At 50.4% G+C, this 17,889-nt stretch carries 17 protein-coding genes; 8 read left to right on the forward strand and 9 right to left on the reverse strand.

All coding sequences use genetic code 11. The features are described from left to right. Nucleotides 1–3: 3 nt before the first annotated feature. Entirely contained in the window at nucleotides 4–1,932 is a 1,929-nt protein-coding gene (gene thrS / locus OGY17_RS13085) for a threonine--tRNA ligase (RefSeq protein ID WP_003832572.1), read from the reverse strand. Nucleotides 1,933–2,236: 304 nt separating this feature from the next. On the opposite strand from thrS, the gene yniD reads away from it, so the two are divergent. After that, on the forward strand, nucleotides 2,237–2,344 hold the full coding sequence (gene yniD / locus OGY17_RS13090; RefSeq protein ID WP_003030590.1) for a small membrane protein YniD: 108 nt from the start codon (nucleotides 2,237–2,239) through the stop codon (nucleotides 2,342–2,344). 164 nt (nucleotides 2,345–2,508) lie between these two features. On the opposite strand, the gene OGY17_RS13095 is transcribed toward yniD, so the two are convergent. Next, nucleotides 2,509–3,267 (reverse strand): DUF481 domain-containing protein, encoded by a 759-nt coding sequence (locus OGY17_RS13095; RefSeq protein ID WP_003832568.1) that lies wholly within the window; start codon nucleotides 3,265–3,267, stop codon nucleotides 2,509–2,511. Between the two features lie 287 nt (nucleotides 3,268–3,554). On the opposite strand from OGY17_RS13095, the gene pfkB reads away from it, so the two are divergent. Together pfkB and OGY17_RS13105 are read left to right on the forward strand one after the other, a co-directional pair. Continuing rightward, a complete protein-coding gene (pfkB, locus tag OGY17_RS13100) occupies nucleotides 3,555–4,484 on the forward strand; it encodes a 6-phosphofructokinase II (protein WP_048226753.1) in 930 nt (309 codons plus the stop codon). Nucleotides 4,485–4,752: 268 nt separating this feature from the next. Beyond that, on the forward strand, nucleotides 4,753–5,613 hold the full coding sequence (locus OGY17_RS13105) for a fructosamine kinase family protein (protein ID WP_003030598.1): 861 nt from the start codon (nucleotides 4,753–4,755) through the stop codon (nucleotides 5,611–5,613). Nucleotides 5,614–5,677: 64 nt separating this feature from the next. Here the strand turns inward: OGY17_RS13105 and OGY17_RS13110 are convergent, their stop codons facing one another. After that, nucleotides 5,678–6,214 carry a YniB family protein gene (locus tag OGY17_RS13110; protein WP_008784573.1) on the reverse strand — a complete coding sequence of 179 codons (537 nt, stop codon included), beginning with the start codon at nucleotides 6,212–6,214 and terminating at the stop codon, nucleotides 5,678–5,680. A gap of 166 nt (nucleotides 6,215–6,380) precedes the next feature. Between OGY17_RS13110 and hxpB the strand changes: the two genes are divergently transcribed. From hxpB to tcyP, 4 genes are all read left to right on the forward strand, one after another. Then, nucleotides 6,381–7,049 carry a hexitol phosphatase HxpB gene (hxpB, locus tag OGY17_RS13115; protein WP_103014598.1) on the forward strand — a complete coding sequence of 223 codons (669 nt, stop codon included), beginning with the start codon at nucleotides 6,381–6,383 and terminating at the stop codon, nucleotides 7,047–7,049. A 146-nt stretch (nucleotides 7,050–7,195) separates the two neighbouring features. Further along, nucleotides 7,196–7,957 (forward strand): 2-dehydro-3-deoxy-D-gluconate 5-dehydrogenase KduD, encoded by a 762-nt coding sequence (gene kduD / locus OGY17_RS13120; protein ID WP_286607429.1) that lies wholly within the window; start codon nucleotides 7,196–7,198, stop codon nucleotides 7,955–7,957. 83 nt (nucleotides 7,958–8,040) lie between these two features. Continuing rightward, nucleotides 8,041–8,640, forward strand: coding sequence for a metal-dependent hydrolase (locus OGY17_RS13125; protein WP_008784570.1), 600 nt, complete (start codon nucleotides 8,041–8,043; stop codon nucleotides 8,638–8,640). A 135-nt stretch (nucleotides 8,641–8,775) separates the two neighbouring features. Next, nucleotides 8,776–10,167, forward strand: a complete 1,392-nt coding sequence (gene tcyP / locus OGY17_RS13130) for a cystine/sulfocysteine:cation symporter (protein ID WP_003832558.1) — start codon at nucleotides 8,776–8,778, stop codon at nucleotides 10,165–10,167. A 63-nt stretch (nucleotides 10,168–10,230) separates the two neighbouring features. On the opposite strand, the gene cedA is transcribed toward tcyP, so the two are convergent. Continuing rightward, complete coding sequence (cedA, locus tag OGY17_RS13135; RefSeq protein ID WP_071692181.1) at nucleotides 10,231–10,494, reverse strand: cell division activator CedA; 264 nt, start codon at nucleotides 10,492–10,494, stop codon at nucleotides 10,231–10,233. Between the two features lie 192 nt (nucleotides 10,495–10,686). On the opposite strand from cedA, the gene katE reads away from it, so the two are divergent. After that, a complete protein-coding gene (gene katE, locus OGY17_RS13140; protein WP_060682306.1) occupies nucleotides 10,687–12,945 on the forward strand; it encodes a catalase HPII in 2,259 nt (752 codons plus the stop codon). A gap of 36 nt (nucleotides 12,946–12,981) precedes the next feature. Here the strand turns inward: katE and chbG are convergent, their stop codons facing one another. The 5 genes from chbG to chbC form a co-directional block, all read right to left on the reverse strand. Beyond that, complete coding sequence (gene chbG / locus OGY17_RS13145; protein WP_008784567.1) at nucleotides 12,982–13,740, reverse strand: chitin disaccharide deacetylase; 759 nt, start codon at nucleotides 13,738–13,740, stop codon at nucleotides 12,982–12,984. A 12-nt stretch (nucleotides 13,741–13,752) separates the two neighbouring features. Further along, nucleotides 13,753–15,108 carry a 6-phospho-beta-glucosidase gene (locus tag OGY17_RS13150; RefSeq protein ID WP_008784566.1) on the reverse strand — a complete coding sequence of 452 codons (1,356 nt, stop codon included), beginning with the start codon at nucleotides 15,106–15,108 and terminating at the stop codon, nucleotides 13,753–13,755. Nucleotides 15,109–15,232: 124 nt separating this feature from the next. Further along, complete coding sequence (chbR, locus tag OGY17_RS13155; protein WP_085951046.1) at nucleotides 15,233–16,075, reverse strand: transcriptional regulator ChbR; 843 nt, start codon at nucleotides 16,073–16,075, stop codon at nucleotides 15,233–15,235. Between the two features lie 10 nt (nucleotides 16,076–16,085). Then, complete coding sequence (gene chbA / locus OGY17_RS13160; protein WP_003832549.1) at nucleotides 16,086–16,433, reverse strand: PTS N,N'-diacetylchitobiose transporter subunit IIA; 348 nt, start codon at nucleotides 16,431–16,433, stop codon at nucleotides 16,086–16,088. A 54-nt stretch (nucleotides 16,434–16,487) separates the two neighbouring features. Then, entirely contained in the window at nucleotides 16,488–17,846 is a 1,359-nt protein-coding gene (gene chbC, locus OGY17_RS13165; RefSeq protein ID WP_003030619.1) for a PTS N,N'-diacetylchitobiose transporter subunit IIC, read from the reverse strand. Nucleotides 17,847–17,889 lie beyond the last annotated feature (43 nt).

Raw genomic sequence — 17,889 nt, forward strand, 5'->3', positions numbered from 1 at the left:
ACCTTATTCCTCCAGTTGTTGAAGACTGCGGCTGCGAATCTCTTGTTGCAGCTTCTCAATCACTTCATTTACGTCCAGGCTGCCCAAGTCTTTGCCACGACGGGTGCGCACGGCAACTTTGCCTGCTTCTACCTCTTTGTCGCCACAGACCAACATGTAAGGGACACGACGTAAAGTGTGCTCGCGGATTTTAAAGCCAATCTTCTCATTTCTCAAGTCTGCTTTTACACGAATACCCGCATTTTGTAGTTTCTGCGTTAATTCGTTAACGTATTCAGACTGAGAATCGGTGATGTTCATGACCACAACCTGAACCGGCGCGAGCCAGGTCGGGAAGAAGCCAGCGAACTCTTCGGTCAGGATACCGATGAAACGTTCCATCGACCCAAGAATTGCACGGTGAATCATAACCGGAACCTGACGCTCGTTGTTTTCGCCAACGTAAGAGGCGCTTAAACGGGACGGCAGGGAGAAGTCCAGCTGTACAGTACCGCACTGCCATGCACGATCGAGGCAGTCATACAGGGTAAATTCAATTTTCGGACCGTAGAACGCGCCCTCACCCAGTTGGAACTCAAACGGGATGTTGTTTTCTTCCAGCGCAACGGCCAGGTCAGCTTCAGCACGGTCCCACATTTCATCGCTACCGATACGTTTTTCGGGGCGAGTGGACAGTTTGACGACGATTTTCTCGAAGCCAAAGGTGCTGTACATATCGTAGACCATACGAATGCACGCGTTAACTTCATCACGAATCTGCTCTTCAGTACAGAAGATATGTGCATCATCTTGAGTGAAGCCACGAACACGCATCAGGCCATGCAGCGCACCTGACGGTTCATTACGGTGGCAGCTACCAAACTCAGCCATACGCAGCGGCAGATCGCGATAGGATTTCAGACCCTGATTAAAGATCTGCACGTGGCCTGGGCAGTTCATTGGCTTAATGCAGTATTCACGGTTCTCAGAAGAGGTGGTGAACATTGCATCTTTGTAGTTATCCCAGTGACCTGTTTTTTCCCACAGCACGCGGTCCATCATGAACGGACCTTTCACTTCCTGATACTGGTATTCTTTCAGTTTTGAACGAACGAATACTTCCAGTTCACGGAAGATAGTCCAGCCATCGTTGTGCCAGAACACCATACCCGGTGCTTCTTCCTGCATATGATACAGGTCAAGCTGTTTACCGATTTTACGGTGATCGCGTTTGGCCGCTTCTTCCAGACGTTGCAGGTAGGCATTCAGGGCTTTTTTATCTGCCCATGCAGTACCATAAATACGCTGCAGCATCTTGTTATTGCTGTCGCCACGCCAGTATGCCCCTGCGGTCTTCATCAGTTTGAAGTGATGGCAGAAACGCATGTTCGGCACGTGCGGGCCACGGCACATATCGACATATTCTTCATGATGGTACAAGCCAGGCTTGTCATCATGGGCAATGTTTTCATCAAGAATGGAGACTTTATAGGTCTCGCCACGCTTCACGAAGGTTTCACGCGCTTCGTACCAGCTGACTTTCTTCTTAATGACATCGTAGTTTTTCTCAGCGAGCTCGTGCATCCGCTTCTCGAGCGCGTCGACGTCTTCCTGGGTTAACGTACGGTCAAGATCGATATCGTAGTAAAAACCGTTATCAACAACCGGTCCGATCGCCATTTTGGTGTGCGGCCAGAGTTGTTTGATCGCGTGCCCTAACAGGTGCGCACAGGAGTGACGAATGATCTCCAGACCTTCTTCATCCTTCGCGGTGATGATGGAGAGCTTCGCATCATGCTCAATCAGATCGGAAGCATCTACCAGCTCACCGTCAACACGGCCAGCAATAGTGGCTTTCGCCAGACCTGGACCGATGTCCAGCGCAACATCCATGGGGCTTACAGCGTGGTCGTAATGGCGTTGGCTGCCATCAGGAAGAGTAATAACAGGCATGTTATATCCTTATTTGCAGTGGTGACCCACACGTAAGATCACATACAAAGATTCAATATTTAAAATTATCAAAAAGGTGTGGGCTGATTCCCGCTTCACTCTGCGAAATATGTCACTGGTTGCCTTAAAGACCACACTGGACCTACACCCGCTTTTTGATAACACCGTTTGACAGTGTACACGGCATTACGGGTCGATCAAAGCAACAATCAACGCGCGCTCTATGATGTAAATCAATTCACTGACACCCAACCGTCTTTGTTACACTTGCACAAAGTCATCTAACCTGAGCAGGAAAAAAACAATGCCCACAAATCGCTTTGCGAAGAAACACTGGAAGATGGTTGTGATTCTGCTCGTTATTTGTGCGGCCATGTTGATGCTGCGCTGGGCTGCGATGATCTGGGGCTAAATGACGCTCACCCACTGTTCCGCTTTCGTTTATTTATCGATTAATCGAATTTGTCTGAAAATAGCGCGTTATGACCAGATAAAAAAATAAAACGCAAATTAAATATTAAATAAACTTAACTTTAATTTAGAAAAGCCAGGTCATTTATTTGACCCGGCTTGTCATTACATCCGATAGCCGAGGGAAACTGTCGTGCGGCGATCGGTATGTTCCGGCGCTGTTGCCGGCGGTTCAGAGTTCCAGGTCACGTTGTAAGCCACCTTTAACCCAAAGTGCTCGTTGATGGCAACGTTCAGGGCGGTTTCAGAGTTGAGCGTGGTATCGTCAGCGCCGAATACCGACACACCCTGAGTAAACTTGGTATTGTCCGTCATCTGCCATGCATAAGCCCCGGACGCATAGCCCAACGGCTGTGTTTCGGTGGTGCCATCCGTGTGCTCGTCATAGCGCACGCCAGGACCGAATTCGAAACGGAAGCTGTGCACAGGTCCGTTGAGGAACTGACGACCATAACCCGCTGTCAGCACGTCACGCTCGCGGTAGCCGTTGTAGCGGTCGGTCAACCAGCTTGCCTGTCCAAAGAGATAGTCATAGTCGGTCATGTTGTAACGACTACGGCCACCTACGGCATATTTCTCCGATGAACGCTCATCATTTGAGGAGGTATTGCTGGCATTTCCCCACAGAGACCATGCGGTCGTTTGGCCGTACCAGGTCATGGTGGTATCTGCGGTTAAAGAAGAACTTTTTGTGTTGCCTGACTGGGCGAGATATCCCGCGTTCAGGTTACCTTCAAAGGGTTTTTTCGCGCTGGAAGGGTCATCCATGACAGTAAAAACGGAATCATCGGCTACAGCATGCATTGACGCAAGCAGGCCTCCCGTCAGCAGTAATGCTGCGGGCACTGTCTTCAAAAGCTTCATTTATTAAGAGTCCGTACAACAAAAAAAGAGACCATTACGGTCTCGGAAACTTTCATATGGATCAATGACAAAAGACCCTTGAAAGGTAACAAATTATAAAAAGACTCGAATAACATAGCAATAAATTCTTATTTCATTTTTTGAATAAGAGCGTTCCTAAACCTTTATTTTATTTATATATCTTTATGGCGATAATTTTAAATAAAGATATGAAAAATCATGTTGTTAATTACTTCACTTTCGGGAGGTTAAGTGCCAGACTGAGTTCAGCCTAACAGGAGGTAAAGATGGTACGTATCTATACGTTAACACTTGCGCCCTCTCTCGATAGCGCAACAATCACCCCGCAAATTTACCCGGAAGGTAAGCTTCGTTGTACCTCGCCGGTTTTTGAACCCGGCGGCGGCGGTATCAACGTCGCTCGCGCAATTGCCCATCTTGGCGGAACCGCAACAGCGATTTTCCCCGCGGGGGGAGCAACCGGAGAGCATCTTGTTGCATTGCTCGCCGACGAAAATGTTCCCGTATCTACCGTCGAAGCCAAAGACTGGACCCGACAAAATCTTCATGTCCACGTGGAGTCCAGCGGCGAACAGTATCGTTTTGTCATGCCAGGCGCTGCGCTGACCGATGAAGAGTTCTACCAACTTCAGGATCAGGTGCTGGAAATTGAATCTGGCGCGCTGCTGGTCATCAGCGGCAGTTTGCCGCCCGGCGTACAGCTTGAGAAATTGACCCGACTCATTACCACCGCACAAAAACAGGGGATCCGCTGTATTGTCGACAGTTCAGGCGAAGCACTGACGGCGGCGTTAGCCATCGGCAATATCGAACTGGTCAAACCCAACCTCAAAGAACTGAGTGCGCTGGTTAACCGCGAACTGACACAGCCCGATGATGTGCGCAAAGCCGCACAGGAAATCGTGCAAAGCGGAAAAGCGCACCGCGTTGTGGTCTCGCTTGGGCCGCAAGGGGCGCTGGGTGTAGATCGCGATACCTGCGTTCAGGTGGTTCCGCCACCGGTGAAAAGTCAAAGTACCGTAGGCGCGGGCGACAGTATGGTCGGGGCCATGACGCTTAAACTGGCAGAGAACGCGCCTTTTGAGGATATTGTCCGTTACGGTGTCGCCGCCGGTAGCGCAGCAACCCTGAATCAGGGTACGCGTCTGTGCGCTTTGGACGATACGCAAAAAATATATGCATACCTTGCGCAGTAATGGCACCGTCCCCCTTTTAACAGAAGGGGGATGTTCCGGTAAAACTGTCGGCATGGGGGTTATACGTCTATGCTAAAAAATCACGTGATTACAAAGAAGTGAATCATGTGCAGTCAGGTGTCTCCACAACGGTACGGGGTGAAGAAGAACGACAAACATTAAGTGCCTTTCCAGCGATGACGCGTCCGTGGTGTGCGTCAGTTCGTGTTTTTTAACCGCATTCTTGCGCTAACCTTATGATCTGGCAGACAACATGGGGAGAGACATCATGTGGCAGGCTATCAGTCGTCTTTTAAGCGAGCAATTAGGTGAAGGCGAAATCGAACTGCGTAATGAACTGCCCGGCGGAGAGATCCACGCCGCATGGCATTTACGTTATGCGGGGCGAGATTTTTTCGTCAAATGCGATGAAAGAGAGCTGTTAACCGGCTTTACGGCAGAAGCCGATCAGCTGGAGCTACTTTCCCGCAGTCAAACTGTATCTGTACCGAAAGTCTGGGCAGTAGGCGCAGACAGAGATTACAGCTTTCTGGTGATGGATTTCCTCCCTCCCCGTCCGCTTGATGCGCATAACGCGTTTATCCTCGGTCAACAGCTTGCGCATTTGCACGAATGGAGCGACCAGCCTCAGTTTGGTCTCGACTTCGATAACGCGCTCTCTACCACGCCGCAGCCAAATACCTGGCAACGTCGCTGGTCAACCTTTTTCGCCGAGCAGCGTATAGGCTGGCAACTGGAACTCGCCGCTGAAAAAGGCATTGCGTTTGGCAATATTGATGCCATCGTCGAACATGTCCAGCAACGTCTCTCTTCTCATCAGCCGCAGCCGTCTCTCCTGCACGGTGATTTGTGGTCCGGGAACTGCGCCCTCGGCCCGAACGGTCCGTACATCTTTGACCCTGCCTGCTACTGGGGGGACAGAGAGTGTGACCTGGCAATGCTGCCGTTACATACCGATCAGCCGCCGCAAATTTATGACGGTTACCAGTCTGTCTCGCCACTACCGCTGGATTTTCTCGACAGGCAGCCAATCTACCAACTCTATACGCTGCTGAATCGGGCAATTCTGTTCGGGGGACAGCATTTGGTTGTGGCGCAGAAAGCGCTGGATAGATTACTGGCGGCTTAACGACGTACCGTGTTGCTTATCAGGCCTGCCGTTTCGCAACGTGGCAGGCCCGATAGAGTGGCACTTACAAAAAGCCCAGCAGTGAGAAGAAGAAGTAGCCGATCACGATAACGATCACCGGCAGAATATAAAGCGGGAAAATTTGTAAGAAGATCGTATGGTGCGGTACCACAATTCGCGACTCAAGTTGCTCGCGGGATAATCCTTCACTGCCCTTTGCTTGTTCCAGAATTAGCTGATCCTCAACGCCTTCGCGTAAGAAACGCGCCTGGCGGCTCATTCTGGCGCCTGAGTCCTGCAACGCCAGGCCGATAAAAATCAGAATGAATATCAGCCAAAAAACGAGATTCAGTCCACTTTGAAAATCGGGCGTTGGCGAGTTATACCAGAACACGTTAAGAAAAGGTGTGTTCACCCGCATCATGTCGATCATCACATGGGCAAAATCGAGCATGACCGCGTTAATCCCTTCCTGCTTTTCGCTGTGCGCGTACATAAACTTCAGTACTGAAACCAGCGTTGAAATCAGCGCAGGAATGAAAACCACCCATCCCACCAGCCTTTTCAAGATGGCAATGCGTCCAGCTTGTTGATACGTCATGAGTTCCCCTTGATTAAGACGTGTCATTTTGGCCTAAGTTTACCCGTTGATTACCGTTTTCGCCTGATCTTTAAAGGCGGTATACTTCTGAATTAGCCATAATGAACGCTCAGAGTCCGTCCAGGCTGGCTCTAATCCCTTTTATCACCGTAAAGGAGAGGTTGTAATGTCAACCCCGCGTCAAATTCTTGCTGCAATTTTCGATATGGATGGGTTACTGGTCGATTCTGAACCGCTTTGGGATCAGGCTGAACTGGATGTGATAGCAAGTTTAGGCGTTGATATCTCCCGCCGCCATGAACTTCCCGATACCCTTGGCTTACGCATCGACATGGTGGTTGATTTGTGGTTTGCGCAGCAACCCTGGAACGGCCCCTCACGTCAGGAAGTCACCGAGCGCATCATTACCCGGGCCATTGCGTTGGTTGAAGAAACAAAACCGCTGCTGCCAGGCGTTCGTGAAGCTGTGACACTGTGCAAATCTCAGGGAATCAAAGTAGGACTGGCATCCGCCTCGCCGCTACATATGCTGGAAAAAGTGCTGACCATGTTTGATCTGCGCGATGACTTCGACGCGCTGGCTTCTGCAGAAAAACTGCCTTACAGCAAACCGCACCCACAAGTTTACCTCGATTGTGCGGCGAAACTGGGCATTGACCCGTTAAACTGCGTAGCACTGGAAGACTCAGTGAACGGCATGATTGCCTCGAAAGCTGCCCGTATGCGTTCCATCGTCGTACCAGCGCATGAGAATCAGGACGATCCTCGCTTCGTTCTTGCCGACGTCAAACTAACCTCGCTCACCGAACTCACAGCCGCTCATCTGCGCGGCTAATCCTGTAACGGGCAATGATCGTATTGCCCGTCTTTTCAGACTTCCTATTTTAAAACGCCGTTTCATTTTTAATTGTATTTCTGTTTAACCTCTCCTATCCTTGCCCTATAGCGCAAGCGTTAATGACATAAATAGTTGAGGTAAACATGATTCAGGAAGCTTTTCGTCTCGAGGGTAAAGTCGCCATCGTCACTGGATGTGACACCGGCCTCGGGCAGGGTATGGCAGTGGCGCTGGCTGAAGCGGGCTGCGATGTAGTCGGCGTGAATCGTAAAATACCGCATGAAACCGCAGAGAAAATTAACGCCTTCGGTCGACGCTTTATGTCCATTCAGGCCGACCTCAGTCAACAAGATGCTCTCACCAGCATCGTGACACAAACGGTATCGGCGTTTGGCCGGGTCGATATTCTGGTCAACAATGCAGGAACTATACGCCGTCAGGATGCACTGGACTTCAGTGAAAAAGATTGGGATGACGTGATGAATCTGAATCTCAAATCCGTTTTCTTTCTGTCGCAGGCTGTGGCGCGTCAGTTTCTGGCTCAGGGCAATGGCGGAAAAATCATTAACATTGCCTCGATGCTCTCTTTTCAGGGGGGTATCCGTGTACCTTCCTATACCGCATCAAAAAGCGGCGTTCTGGGCATCACTCGCCTGCTCGCCAATGAATGGGCGGCCAAAGGAATTAATGTCAACGCCATCGCGCCCGGCTATATGGCGACCAACAACACCCAGCAACTGCGCGCAGACAGCGAGCGCAATCAGGAGATTATCGATCGTATTCCCGCCGGACGCTGGGGCACGCCAAATGACCTGAAAGGCCCGGTTGTTTTCCTTGCAAGTCCCGCCTCTGACTATATTCATGGTTATACGCTGGCGGTGGATGGCGGTTGGCTGGCGCGGTAAAGGCGCACTTGTGACAAAGGGTTACAACGTCACCTCTTCCGCCTACTGTATAAAACCCCTATACTGTATGAATCGACAGTTTATTGGGTTTTATCATGACGGCGGAAGGCCACCTTCTTTTTTCTATTGCCTGTGCGGTATTTGCCAAGAATGCCGAGCTAACGCCCGTTCTTGCGCAGGGTGACTGGTGGCATATTGTTCCTTCAGCCATTTTAACGTGCCTGCTGCCGGATATCGATCATCCCAAATCTCTGCTGGGGCAGCGTCTGAAGTGGATATCAAAACCCATTGCCCGGGCATTTGGTCATCGCGGGTTTACACATAGCCTGCTGGCGGTTTTTGCCCTGCTGGCCACGTTCTACCTGAAAGTCCCGGATACCTGGATAATACCTGCCGATGCCTTACAAGGTATGGTACTCGGCTATCTTAGTCACATTCTGGCCGACATGCTGACCCCAGCAGGTGTTCCCCTGCTTTGGCCCTGCCGCTGGCGTTTTCGTCTGCCTATCCTCGTGCCGCAAAAAGGCAATCAACTGGAGCGGTTTCTGTGTATGGCACTGTTCGCATGGGCAATCTGGATGCCGCAAACCGTACAAGAGAACAGCGCGGTACGCTGGTCTTCGCAGATGATTAATACGCTACAAATGCAGTTCAATCGTTTCATAACGCATCAGATTGACTAATAAATCAGCCAAAAAGTCATTTTAGGTATAAACAATTCCATTTGAATATAAGAGGCAAGTCACAGTTCTGCTAATCTTGCGCCAACAGAATCACCTTTAAACGGTGATACGCATAATAAGATCAGGAGAACGGGGATGAACTTTCCATTAATCGCGAACATTATCGTGTTCGTAGTGCTGCTGTTCGTGCTGGCGCAAGCCCGTCACAAACAGTGGAGTCTGGCCAAAAAAGTACTGGTCGGTCTGGTCATGGGTGTCGTGTTCGGCCTCGCGCTGCACACCATTTATGGCTCCGACAGCCAGGTTCTTAAAGATTCAGTACAATGGTTCAACATTGTCGGCAACGGTTATGTCCAGTTGCTGCAAATGATTGTTATGCCGCTGGTCTTTGCCTCTATACTCAGTGCCGTTGCGCGTCTGCACAACGCCTCTCAGTTAGGTAAAATTAGCTTCCTGACCATCGGCACGCTGCTGTTTACCACGCTGATTGCCGCGCTGGTAGGTGTTCTGGTGACCAACCTGTTCGGCCTGACCGCCGAAGGTCTGGTGCAAGGTGGTGCCGAAACCGCCCGTCTGAACGCGATTGAAACCAACTATGTTGGCAAAGTGGCTGACCTTAGCGTTCCGCAACTGGTGCTGTCGTTTATTCCGAAAAACCCGTTTGCCGATCTGACTGGCGCGAACCCGACGTCGATTATCAGCGTGGTTATCTTCGCTGCATTCCTCGGTGTAGCCGCACTAAAACTGCTGAAAGATGATGCACCAAAAGGCGAGCGCGTTCTGGTCGCTATCGATACCCTGCAAAGCTGGGTGATGAAACTGGTTCGTCTGGTGATGCAGTTGACGCCGTACGGTGTTCTGGCACTGATGACCAAAGTGGTTGCAGGTTCCAACCTGCAGGACATCATCAAGCTGGGTAGCTTCGTCGTGGCCTCTTATCTCGGTCTGGGCATTATGTTCGTGGTTCACGGGATTCTGCTGGGTATTAACGGCGTTAGCCCGTTAAAATACTTCCGCAAGGTATGGCCAGTGCTGACGTTCGCCTTCACCAGCCGCTCCAGCGCAGCCTCAATTCCGCTGAACGTTGAAGCGCAGACCCGTCGTCTGGGCGTGCCTGAATCCATCGCCTCATTTGCCGCCTCGTTTGGTGCCACGATTGGTCAGAACGGTTGTGCGGGCCTGTACCCGGCAATGCTGGCAGTAATGGTTGCACCGACCGTCGGTATCAACCCACTGGACCCAATGTGGATTGCCACGCTGGTTGGTATCGTGACCGTGAGCTCCGCAGGGGTTGCGGGTGTCGGTGGCGGTGCAACATTTGCCGCGCTGATCGTCCTGCCCGCTATGGGTCTGCCAGTCACGCTGGTTGCGCTGCTGATCTCCGTTGAGCCGCTGATCGATATGGGTCGTACCGCGCTGAACGTAAGCGGTTCCATGACTGCCGGTACGCTGACCAGCCAATGGCTCAAGCAGACTGATAAAACGATTCTGGACAGCGACGATAACGCCGAACTGGCGCATCGCTAAGTCTGTCAGCTAAAAAACAAAAAACCGCCGGAGTATCATGCTCCGGCGGTTTTTTTATATCCATTAATCCCTTAGTTCATTTTCCTGGCGAACCTGATTAGCCCAGCGCTGTGCTGATTCCGGGACCGTAAATGCAGGCGAACGTTGAAACGCCTCCCCCATTAAGACAAAAGCGACATATTTTCCGCGTAGTATCCATACGTCACGAAACGCATCCATTTTAACCGCATGCTCTGGTGGCGCGGGCTCCACGCGAGGAACATAGCTGATAACCGGACGATTTTGTTGGCGAAGAGGTTTCATAATCAGTTGCTTCACTAAAGACAAATTCTAAAAATCAGAAAACCGCTATCTTAGCCGATTTTGCCGCCTTGCGTCCTGCCTTGCGTGCGCTGTTTGCCTGATTCATCGCGCTTTACGTCATCGGCCTGTACCTGCGCCGCTGAGTGAGTGGTCTATAGTTAAAGCTTTTGACAGCAACAACGACCCTTTCAGCAATGAAACCAGGAGACGAGTTTAATGTCACAGAATGATAAGCATCCACTCCATCACTCAGCGCCGGTTCATGATGCCAGCGAATCCCAGCCAGGACTTGACTCACTGGCACCCACAGACGGTTCACATCGGTCAACACCTGAACCCACGCCGCCAGGTATGCAGCCCACTACGTCCGGCAGTTTAAAAGCGCCGGATATCAAAAGTGACAAACTCATTGCACTGGACAGTTTTCGTAAAGGAAGCGAAGATTTTGCTCTGACAACTAATCAGGGTGTGCGAATCGCAGACGATCAAAACTCTCTGCGCGCAGGTAATCGCGGGCCAACCCTACTGGAAGACTTTATCCTGCGGGAAAAGATTACCCATTTTGATCATGAACGCATCCCGGAGCGGATTGTACATGCCCGAGGTTCTGCCGCTCATGGTTACTTTCAGTCCTATGCCAACCTGAGTGCGACGACGAAAGCGGACTTTCTAAGTGATGAAAATAAAATCACCCCGGTTTTTGTCCGATTCTCTACCGTTCAGGGCGGCGCAGGCTCTGCGGATACGGTCAGAGATATACGGGGATTTGCGACCAAGTTTTACACTGAAGAGGGCATTTTCGACCTGGTGGGAAACAATACTCCCATCTTCTTTATTCAGGATGCCCATAAATTCCCGGATTTCGTCCATGCGGTTAAACCGGAGCCGCATTGGGCTATCCCGCAGGGCCAAAGCGCCCATGACACCTTCTGGGATTATGTCTCATTACAGCCTGAAACGTTGCACAACGTCATATGGGCAATGTCCGATCGGGGTATTCCGCGCAGCTATCGCACGATGGAAGGCTTCGGTATTCACACATTTCGGTTGATTAATGCGCAAGGGAAAGCCACCTTTGTCCGTTTCCACTGGAAACCGCTGGCAGGCAAAGCCTCGCTGGTATGGGATGAAGCGCAAAAACTTACCGGTCGGGATCCCGACTTTCATCGCCGCGATCTGTGGGAAGCTATCGAAGCGGGCGATTATCCGGAATATGAACTGGGGCTACAGCTGATTCCCGAAGAAGATGAATTTAAGTTCGATTTTGACCTGCTCGACCCGACCAAGCTGATCCCGGAAGAGCTGGTTCCGGTGCAACGCGTCGGTAAAATGGTGCTGAACCGCAATCCTGATAATTTCTTCGCCGAAAATGAACAAGTCGCTTTTCATCCCGGACATATCGTCCCTGGCATCGATTTTACTAACGATCCCCTGCTGCAGGGTCGCTTGTTCTCCTATACCGATACCCAAATTAGTCGCCTGGGCGGGCCCAATTTCCATGAAATCCCGATTAATCGCCCGACCTGTCCGTACCATAATTTCCAGCGTGACGGCATGCATCGTATGGACATCGATACCAATCCAGCCAACTATGAACCGAATTCCATCAATGATAACTGGCCGCGTGAAACGCCGCCGGGGCCAAAACGCGGTGGATTTGAGTCGTATCAGGAACGGATTGAAGGAAACAAAATCCGCGAACGTAGCCCCTCTTTTGGCGAATACTATGCGCACCCTCGCCTGTTCTGGCTAAGTCAGACGCCAATTGAACAGCAGCATATTATCGACGGATTCAGTTTCGAACTCAGTAAGGTTACGCGCCCCTATATTCGGGAAAGAGTGGTCGAACAGTTAGCTCATATTGATACTGCCCTCGCCGAGGCGGTTGCCGATAATCTCGGTTTTAAGCTAACCAAGGAACAGGCCAGCATTGCGCCACCGCCCAACGTCAACGGTTTGAAAAATGCACCGTCACTCAGTTTATATGCAGGTGCGCAAGGTGAGATTAAGAGCCGCGTGGTCGCCATCCTACTTAATGACCAGGTGAAATCGAGCGACCTGCTCGCCATCATGCAAGCCCTACAGGCCAAAGGCGTTCATGCCAAATTGCTCTATTCCCGAATGGGTAAGGTAGTTGCCGATGATGGATCTGCTCTGACGATCGCCGGTACTTTTGCGGGTTCGCCATCCCTGACGGTCGATGCGGTTATCGTTCCATGCGGTAATCTCGCGGACATCATTAAGAACGGTGATGCCCGATATTATTTACTCGAAGCGTATAAGCACTTAAAACCTATCGCCTTGTCCGGCGATGCTCGTCAGTTTAAAGCAACGTTGAATATCAAAAATGAAGGAGAAGAAGGCGTTGTGGAAGCGGACTATGCAGACGCACAGTTTATGGATACCCTGCTGACGCTGATGACCGCACACCGCGTCTGGTCACGTGCCAGAAAAATAGAAACGATTCCCGCCTAAAAAAATGCGGCGCATTAAGCGCCGCAAACTCAGGAATTACACGTTCAGAAAACTGCCAAGACGATAACCGCGCTCCGCAATTGCATATTTCAGTGACGAAGACGTCAGCACGTCGAGCTCAGTTAAGCGGGGGTAACAGTAGGCACTTTGACGAATAATGTCATCGATAAAGGCCGGATGACACATCACTTCCAGCGAAGACTCTCCCCGGTCGGCTGACGCATCCAGCGTCTGTAAAAACAGAGCCTCGGAAATCGCTTCGCCGTAAAACTCGCTGCTGAATCCCTGGGAGGTACGTAACGTTTCCGGAAAATCAGACGCCTGAAACACGGTCTGACGATCGATACGCAATGCAATCCCCTTCTCGGCAGCAAACCCGGCTACGATAGGGAAAATTTGCGGGAACATATGCACATGGTGATGGCTATCCAGATGCGTCGGCTCCCGCCCGAACAGGTCAATAAAACGCTGATACTGCGCGGCCAGTTCCTGAGATATTTCATCCAGCGGCAAAGTGTCCTCCTCTGCCATCTGCCAGATCCATTTCCCCAGTAATCCGTCATGGGTAAGGCCCGGCATTGCCGTCAACGGCCTACCAAGCGTCAGAACAAAATGCATCCCGACGGCAAGTGCAGGTATGTCGCGATTCAGCTGTACCGCATGGTCAATCGCCGCACCGTTAACCAGTGCCGTTGTCGAGGTGACAACGCCATTACGACAGGCTTCAACAATGCCGTAGTTTTGTCCTTTACTCAGGCCAAAATCATCCGCATTCACAATCAGTATGCGTTCCATAGCCGACCTCAGTTAGTGTTGTTCGCTTTTGAGTTTCTCAATGCACCCGGCGAAGTTTGGCAACCATTTTTCATGCGCCAGGATTAGCTCACGCGCCAGAATCTCGGCATCGCTGTCAGAATGCACCAGCGGACTCAGGTTTAACGCCAGCAGCACATCATTCAGCTCGCCGCTCAATGCCGCATTGCTCGCCGCTACCTCAAAGCCTTTAATGGTGTAGATAAGGCCAAGCACTTTCTCATCAAAATGGGTAATACGTGGGTGCGGCGTAGCACCGTTACGTCCGAGCGTGCAGGTCATCTCAACCGCCCAGTCCGCAGGAATGTTATCAACATGTCCATGATGTGGAATGTTGACGTAGTGCTCGGTCTGTTTGTCGTTGTAGATGGCGTTGATCACTTCACAGGCCGCATCGGAGTAATACGCGCCACCGCGCTGCTCCAGCTCTTTCGGCTTAACGTTTAGCTCAGGATTTTTGTAGAGATCAAACAGTTGTTTTTCTACTTTTTGTACTACCTGAGCACGTGCGCCGCCCTTATAGTACTCACCCATTTCGATCGCCAACATCTCTTTTGGCTTGAAGTAGTACAGCAAATACGAGCACGGCAGCAGCTTCAGCGAACGAATCAACCCTTCGCTGAACGGCAGGTCGAAAATGTTCTTCACGGTGGAAGCTTTCAGTTGTCCAGAAGCCACGCCGTCCAGCAGTTCATCAAAGCGCGATGTACCGTTCACCAGCACGTCTTTAATAAAGACCATGTGGTTCAGACCGAACAGATCGATGGATAAGTCGTCGCTCTCGTTAAGCGCCAGTACATCGCTAATGAACATTTTCATGCCGACAGGAATATTACACACGCCGATGAATTTCTTGAAATTCGTATGACGATAGACCGCTTCAGTCACCATCCCGGCCGGGTTAGTAAAGTTAATCACCCAGGCATTCGGGCACAGTTCTTCCACATCTTTAATAATATCAAAGATAACCGGAATGGTACGCAGACCTTTGAACAGCCCACCAGCACCGTTGGTTTCCTGTCCCAGATAACCGTGGCTCAGCGGAATGCGTTCATCCTTTTCACGGGCTTTCAGTTGCCCTACGCGCAGTTGGGTGGTAACGAAATCAGCATCTTTCAGTGCTTCACGGCGGTCCAGCGTTTTAAACAACTTCATCGGTACGCCGGCTTTGTCGATCATGCGCTGGCAAAGGTCAAAAATAATGTCCAGCTTCTCTTTTCCACCGTCGACATCAACCAGCCACAACTCAGAAACCGGTAATTCATGATAGCGCTTAATAAAGCCTTCAAGTAATTCAGGGGTGTAGCTGCTCCCGCCACCGATAGTGACGACTTTTAATTTCTGGCTCATACTTTCTCCCTTCAGTGTCAAAACACTGACGTGTATTATGCTCAACCCGTTTGTCAGGTATAGCGTGGCTGTCCCGACGCTATTTTGGGCAAGCTATAAAAAATGGGTTATTGGCAAATAATATCTACTGATTAAATTCAGTTAATTTCTTACGGTAGCTATTCGGTGTAAACGACGTCAGCTTTTTAAACGTTTTAATAAACAGGCTTGGACTACTGTAGCCAGACTCGTAAGCAATATCCGTTACAGAATAGTTCGTCATTTCCAGCTGTTTTTTAGCAAAGTTAATGCGGATTTCATTAATAATCTGCATCGGCGTTTTGCTGTAATAACGCTGGGTAGCGCGGGTCAGATATTCCTGGGATTTCGCGGACAGGTGTACCATATTTTCCAGCGCATTCTCGCTAAACTGCCGTTTGTCGTGCATGGTCTCGACGGTGGTTTTAAGCCACTGCGGAATATCATCCAGCACCTGCTCTTCGCGATGATGGCGTAACCGATTAATAATATAGAAGGTGACCACTTCTACAAATTCATCCAGCCCGCTCTCACGAAAGTTCAGTGATGCAATAACCGTTTCAATGTAGGTAAGAAACGAGTTATTCGCCCGATAGACCTGCGATGCAACGAAACAAAATGGCAGCAGCGGGTGATAGTGCTGTTCAAAAAAACGTTTACTGATGCCAACGTTAAGGATCCTTGTCGCACCAAAATCATAAAAACTCTGGTGGTGCGATCCCAACGGGATAAAGACAAAGTCTCCACGTTCTAGCAGTACGCGTTTACCGTTGATTTCCTGATAATAGCGCCCGGTTAAAACCAGGGTAAACTCATAGTAGTCATGCTGATGCAGCCCGCTGATGCTCTCAGTTTTGTTATAGATGAACACATGGAAATTTTTGCCATTAAACAGCTGCTGTTCATAAACGGTTTTGATTTCCGGTGCGTTAATCTGTAGCTGCATTATGCACTCCTCGCTATTTCAGCTTTTCGTGAAGCTCAATCAGTTCAGTCACCAGCTCACGCGCCAGCATTGATGTCATCAGGTGGTCCTGCGCGTGGACCAGCACCAGGCTAACTTTCATTTTACCTTCGCCCTGATCGCCTTCAATCAGTTTCGTTTGCACGAGGTGCGCTTCGTTCAGCGCCAGACGAGACTGGTCCATCATGGTCTTAGCTGACTCGAAATCACCCTGCTTGGCCATTTTGAGTGCGCCGTACGCCAGGCTACGCGCCTGACCGGAGTTGATGATGAGGCCCATCACCACTTCTTCAAGTTCTTCTGCTTCTGACTGCGTGTCGACGATGTTCTCGATATCCAACATACTTTTTTCCTCTGGTTCAGTCCGGCATGACCGTAAAGCCATGCCGGATTAAATTTAGAATTTTAATGCGTTAGCGATATCTTCTTCGCTTTCTTCTTGGTCAATAACGTTCTGCGCTTTGTTGGCTACCACCACGAACGGCAGGTAAACCAGCGTTGCGATACCGAGGTTGAACAGCGCGACCAGCAGAGCAGCGACGCTACCGTTGGTGTTAAAGAACGCGCCCAAACCGGTTGGCATAGTCCACGGTGCAATGTTGGTAATCGGTGGAATAATGCCTGAGTAGTAAGCTGCCAGCGTAATCGCCGCCAGAATCGGTTGCACCAGAATGAACGGGATAAACATCACCGGGTTCATGATGATCGGCAGACCGAACAGGATAGGTTCGTTAATCTGGAACAGACCTGACGGCAGTGCCAGCTTAGCAACCTGACGATAGTCAGGACGACGCGATGCCAGGAAGATAGCGATAATCAGACCCAGCGTTGCTCCGCTACCCCCAAGGAAAATATAGGAGTCGAGCATCGGTTTCGCCCAGACGTGGAACGTCTTACCGGCTTCCAGCGCGGCATCTACGGAACCAAACTGTTGGTAGATAGAGATGTTTTCCAGCGCCCATGGCGTCATGATACCGCTGTCCAGCGCAGTCAGCGCCAGTGAACCGTGAATACCGAAGAACCACAGCAGCGGAACAAAAATCACGTAAGCCCATCCCACCACGCTGCCCAACGACGCCAGCGGAGTTGAAATGGAATCCATAATGATTTGGTGGAAGTTCGTACCCCAGGTGTTCAGTGCCCAGGCGATGATCCCCATAATCGAGAGGATAAGGAAGCCAGGAATCAGCGCAGAGAAAGAGCGCGATACGGATGTCGGTACGCTATCAGGTAATTTAATGACCCAATTGCGACGAACCACAAAGGTGAACATTTCCGCGACCGCAAGGCCGATAATAATACCGGAAATAATATTGGCACCGCCGAGCCAGTTCGCGCCAACGGCATAGGCTTCACCCACGCTATAAGGCGTTACGGTCATAAACGCGGCGACGGATAACAGCCCGGCAGCCAGTGAGTCGACTTTACGTTCTTCTGCCAGCGCCATGCCGATAAAGAACGGTGCCATCAATGACATGATACCCAGCGTACCGTTATAGACGTTTCCACCAATGCCTTTCAAGCTATTCAAAGTTTCAATAGTTGAAGCATCAAGTCGAATGCCCATTGAATAAAAAAACGACCCCTCCCCAAAGCTCAGGAAAACGTTATTGATTAATACAAACATAGCCCCTGCGAGGGTTAACGGCATTAAACGAATAAAACCGTTCTTGATTGCATTAACGTGTGGCTGCTTTCCAATTTTTACAGCAAAAGGAAGGAGTACCTTTTCAAGTGAAGCAATAGCGTTACTCATAGAAAAATACCCTTAAATACCGCAATTAATAATTGCGGTGAAT

This window comes from Citrobacter sp. Cpo126 (genome assembly GCF_030332445.1).
Lineage (GTDB): Bacteria > Pseudomonadota > Gammaproteobacteria > Enterobacterales > Enterobacteriaceae > Citrobacter > Citrobacter portucalensis.

Bases quoted from the DNA above. Each gene is read 5' to 3' on its own strand.
- thrS (WP_003832572.1), bottom strand. From the start codon at position 1,932: ATGCCTGTTATTACTCTTCCTGATGGCAGCCAACGCCATTACGACCAC.
- yniD (WP_003030590.1), top strand. From the start codon at position 2,237: ATGCCCACAAATCGCTTTGCGAAGAAACACTGGAAGATGGTTGTGATT.
- OGY17_RS13095 (WP_003832568.1), bottom strand. From the start codon at position 3,267: ATGAAGCTTTTGAAGACAGTGCCCGCAGCATTACTGCTGACGGGAGGC.
- pfkB (WP_048226753.1), top strand. From the start codon at position 3,555: ATGGTACGTATCTATACGTTAACACTTGCGCCCTCTCTCGATAGCGCA.
- OGY17_RS13105 (WP_003030598.1), top strand. From the start codon at position 4,753: ATGTGGCAGGCTATCAGTCGTCTTTTAAGCGAGCAATTAGGTGAAGGC.
- OGY17_RS13110 (WP_008784573.1), bottom strand. From the start codon at position 6,214: ATGACGTATCAACAAGCTGGACGCATTGCCATCTTGAAAAGGCTGGTG.
- hxpB (WP_103014598.1), top strand. From the start codon at position 6,381: ATGTCAACCCCGCGTCAAATTCTTGCTGCAATTTTCGATATGGATGGG.
- kduD (WP_286607429.1), top strand. From the start codon at position 7,196: ATGATTCAGGAAGCTTTTCGTCTCGAGGGTAAAGTCGCCATCGTCACT.
- tcyP (WP_003832558.1), top strand. From the start codon at position 8,776: ATGAACTTTCCATTAATCGCGAACATTATCGTGTTCGTAGTGCTGCTG.
- katE (WP_060682306.1), top strand. From the start codon at position 10,687: ATGTCACAGAATGATAAGCATCCACTCCATCACTCAGCGCCGGTTCAT.
- chbG (WP_008784567.1), bottom strand. From the start codon at position 13,740: ATGGAACGCATACTGATTGTGAATGCGGATGATTTTGGCCTGAGTAAA.
- OGY17_RS13150 (WP_008784566.1), bottom strand. From the start codon at position 15,108: ATGAGCCAGAAATTAAAAGTCGTCACTATCGGTGGCGGGAGCAGCTAC.
- chbA (WP_003832549.1), bottom strand. From the start codon at position 16,433: ATGTTGGATATCGAGAACATCGTCGACACGCAGTCAGAAGCAGAAGAA.
- chbC (WP_003030619.1), bottom strand. From the start codon at position 17,846: ATGAGTAACGCTATTGCTTCACTTGAAAAGGTACTCCTTCCTTTTGCT.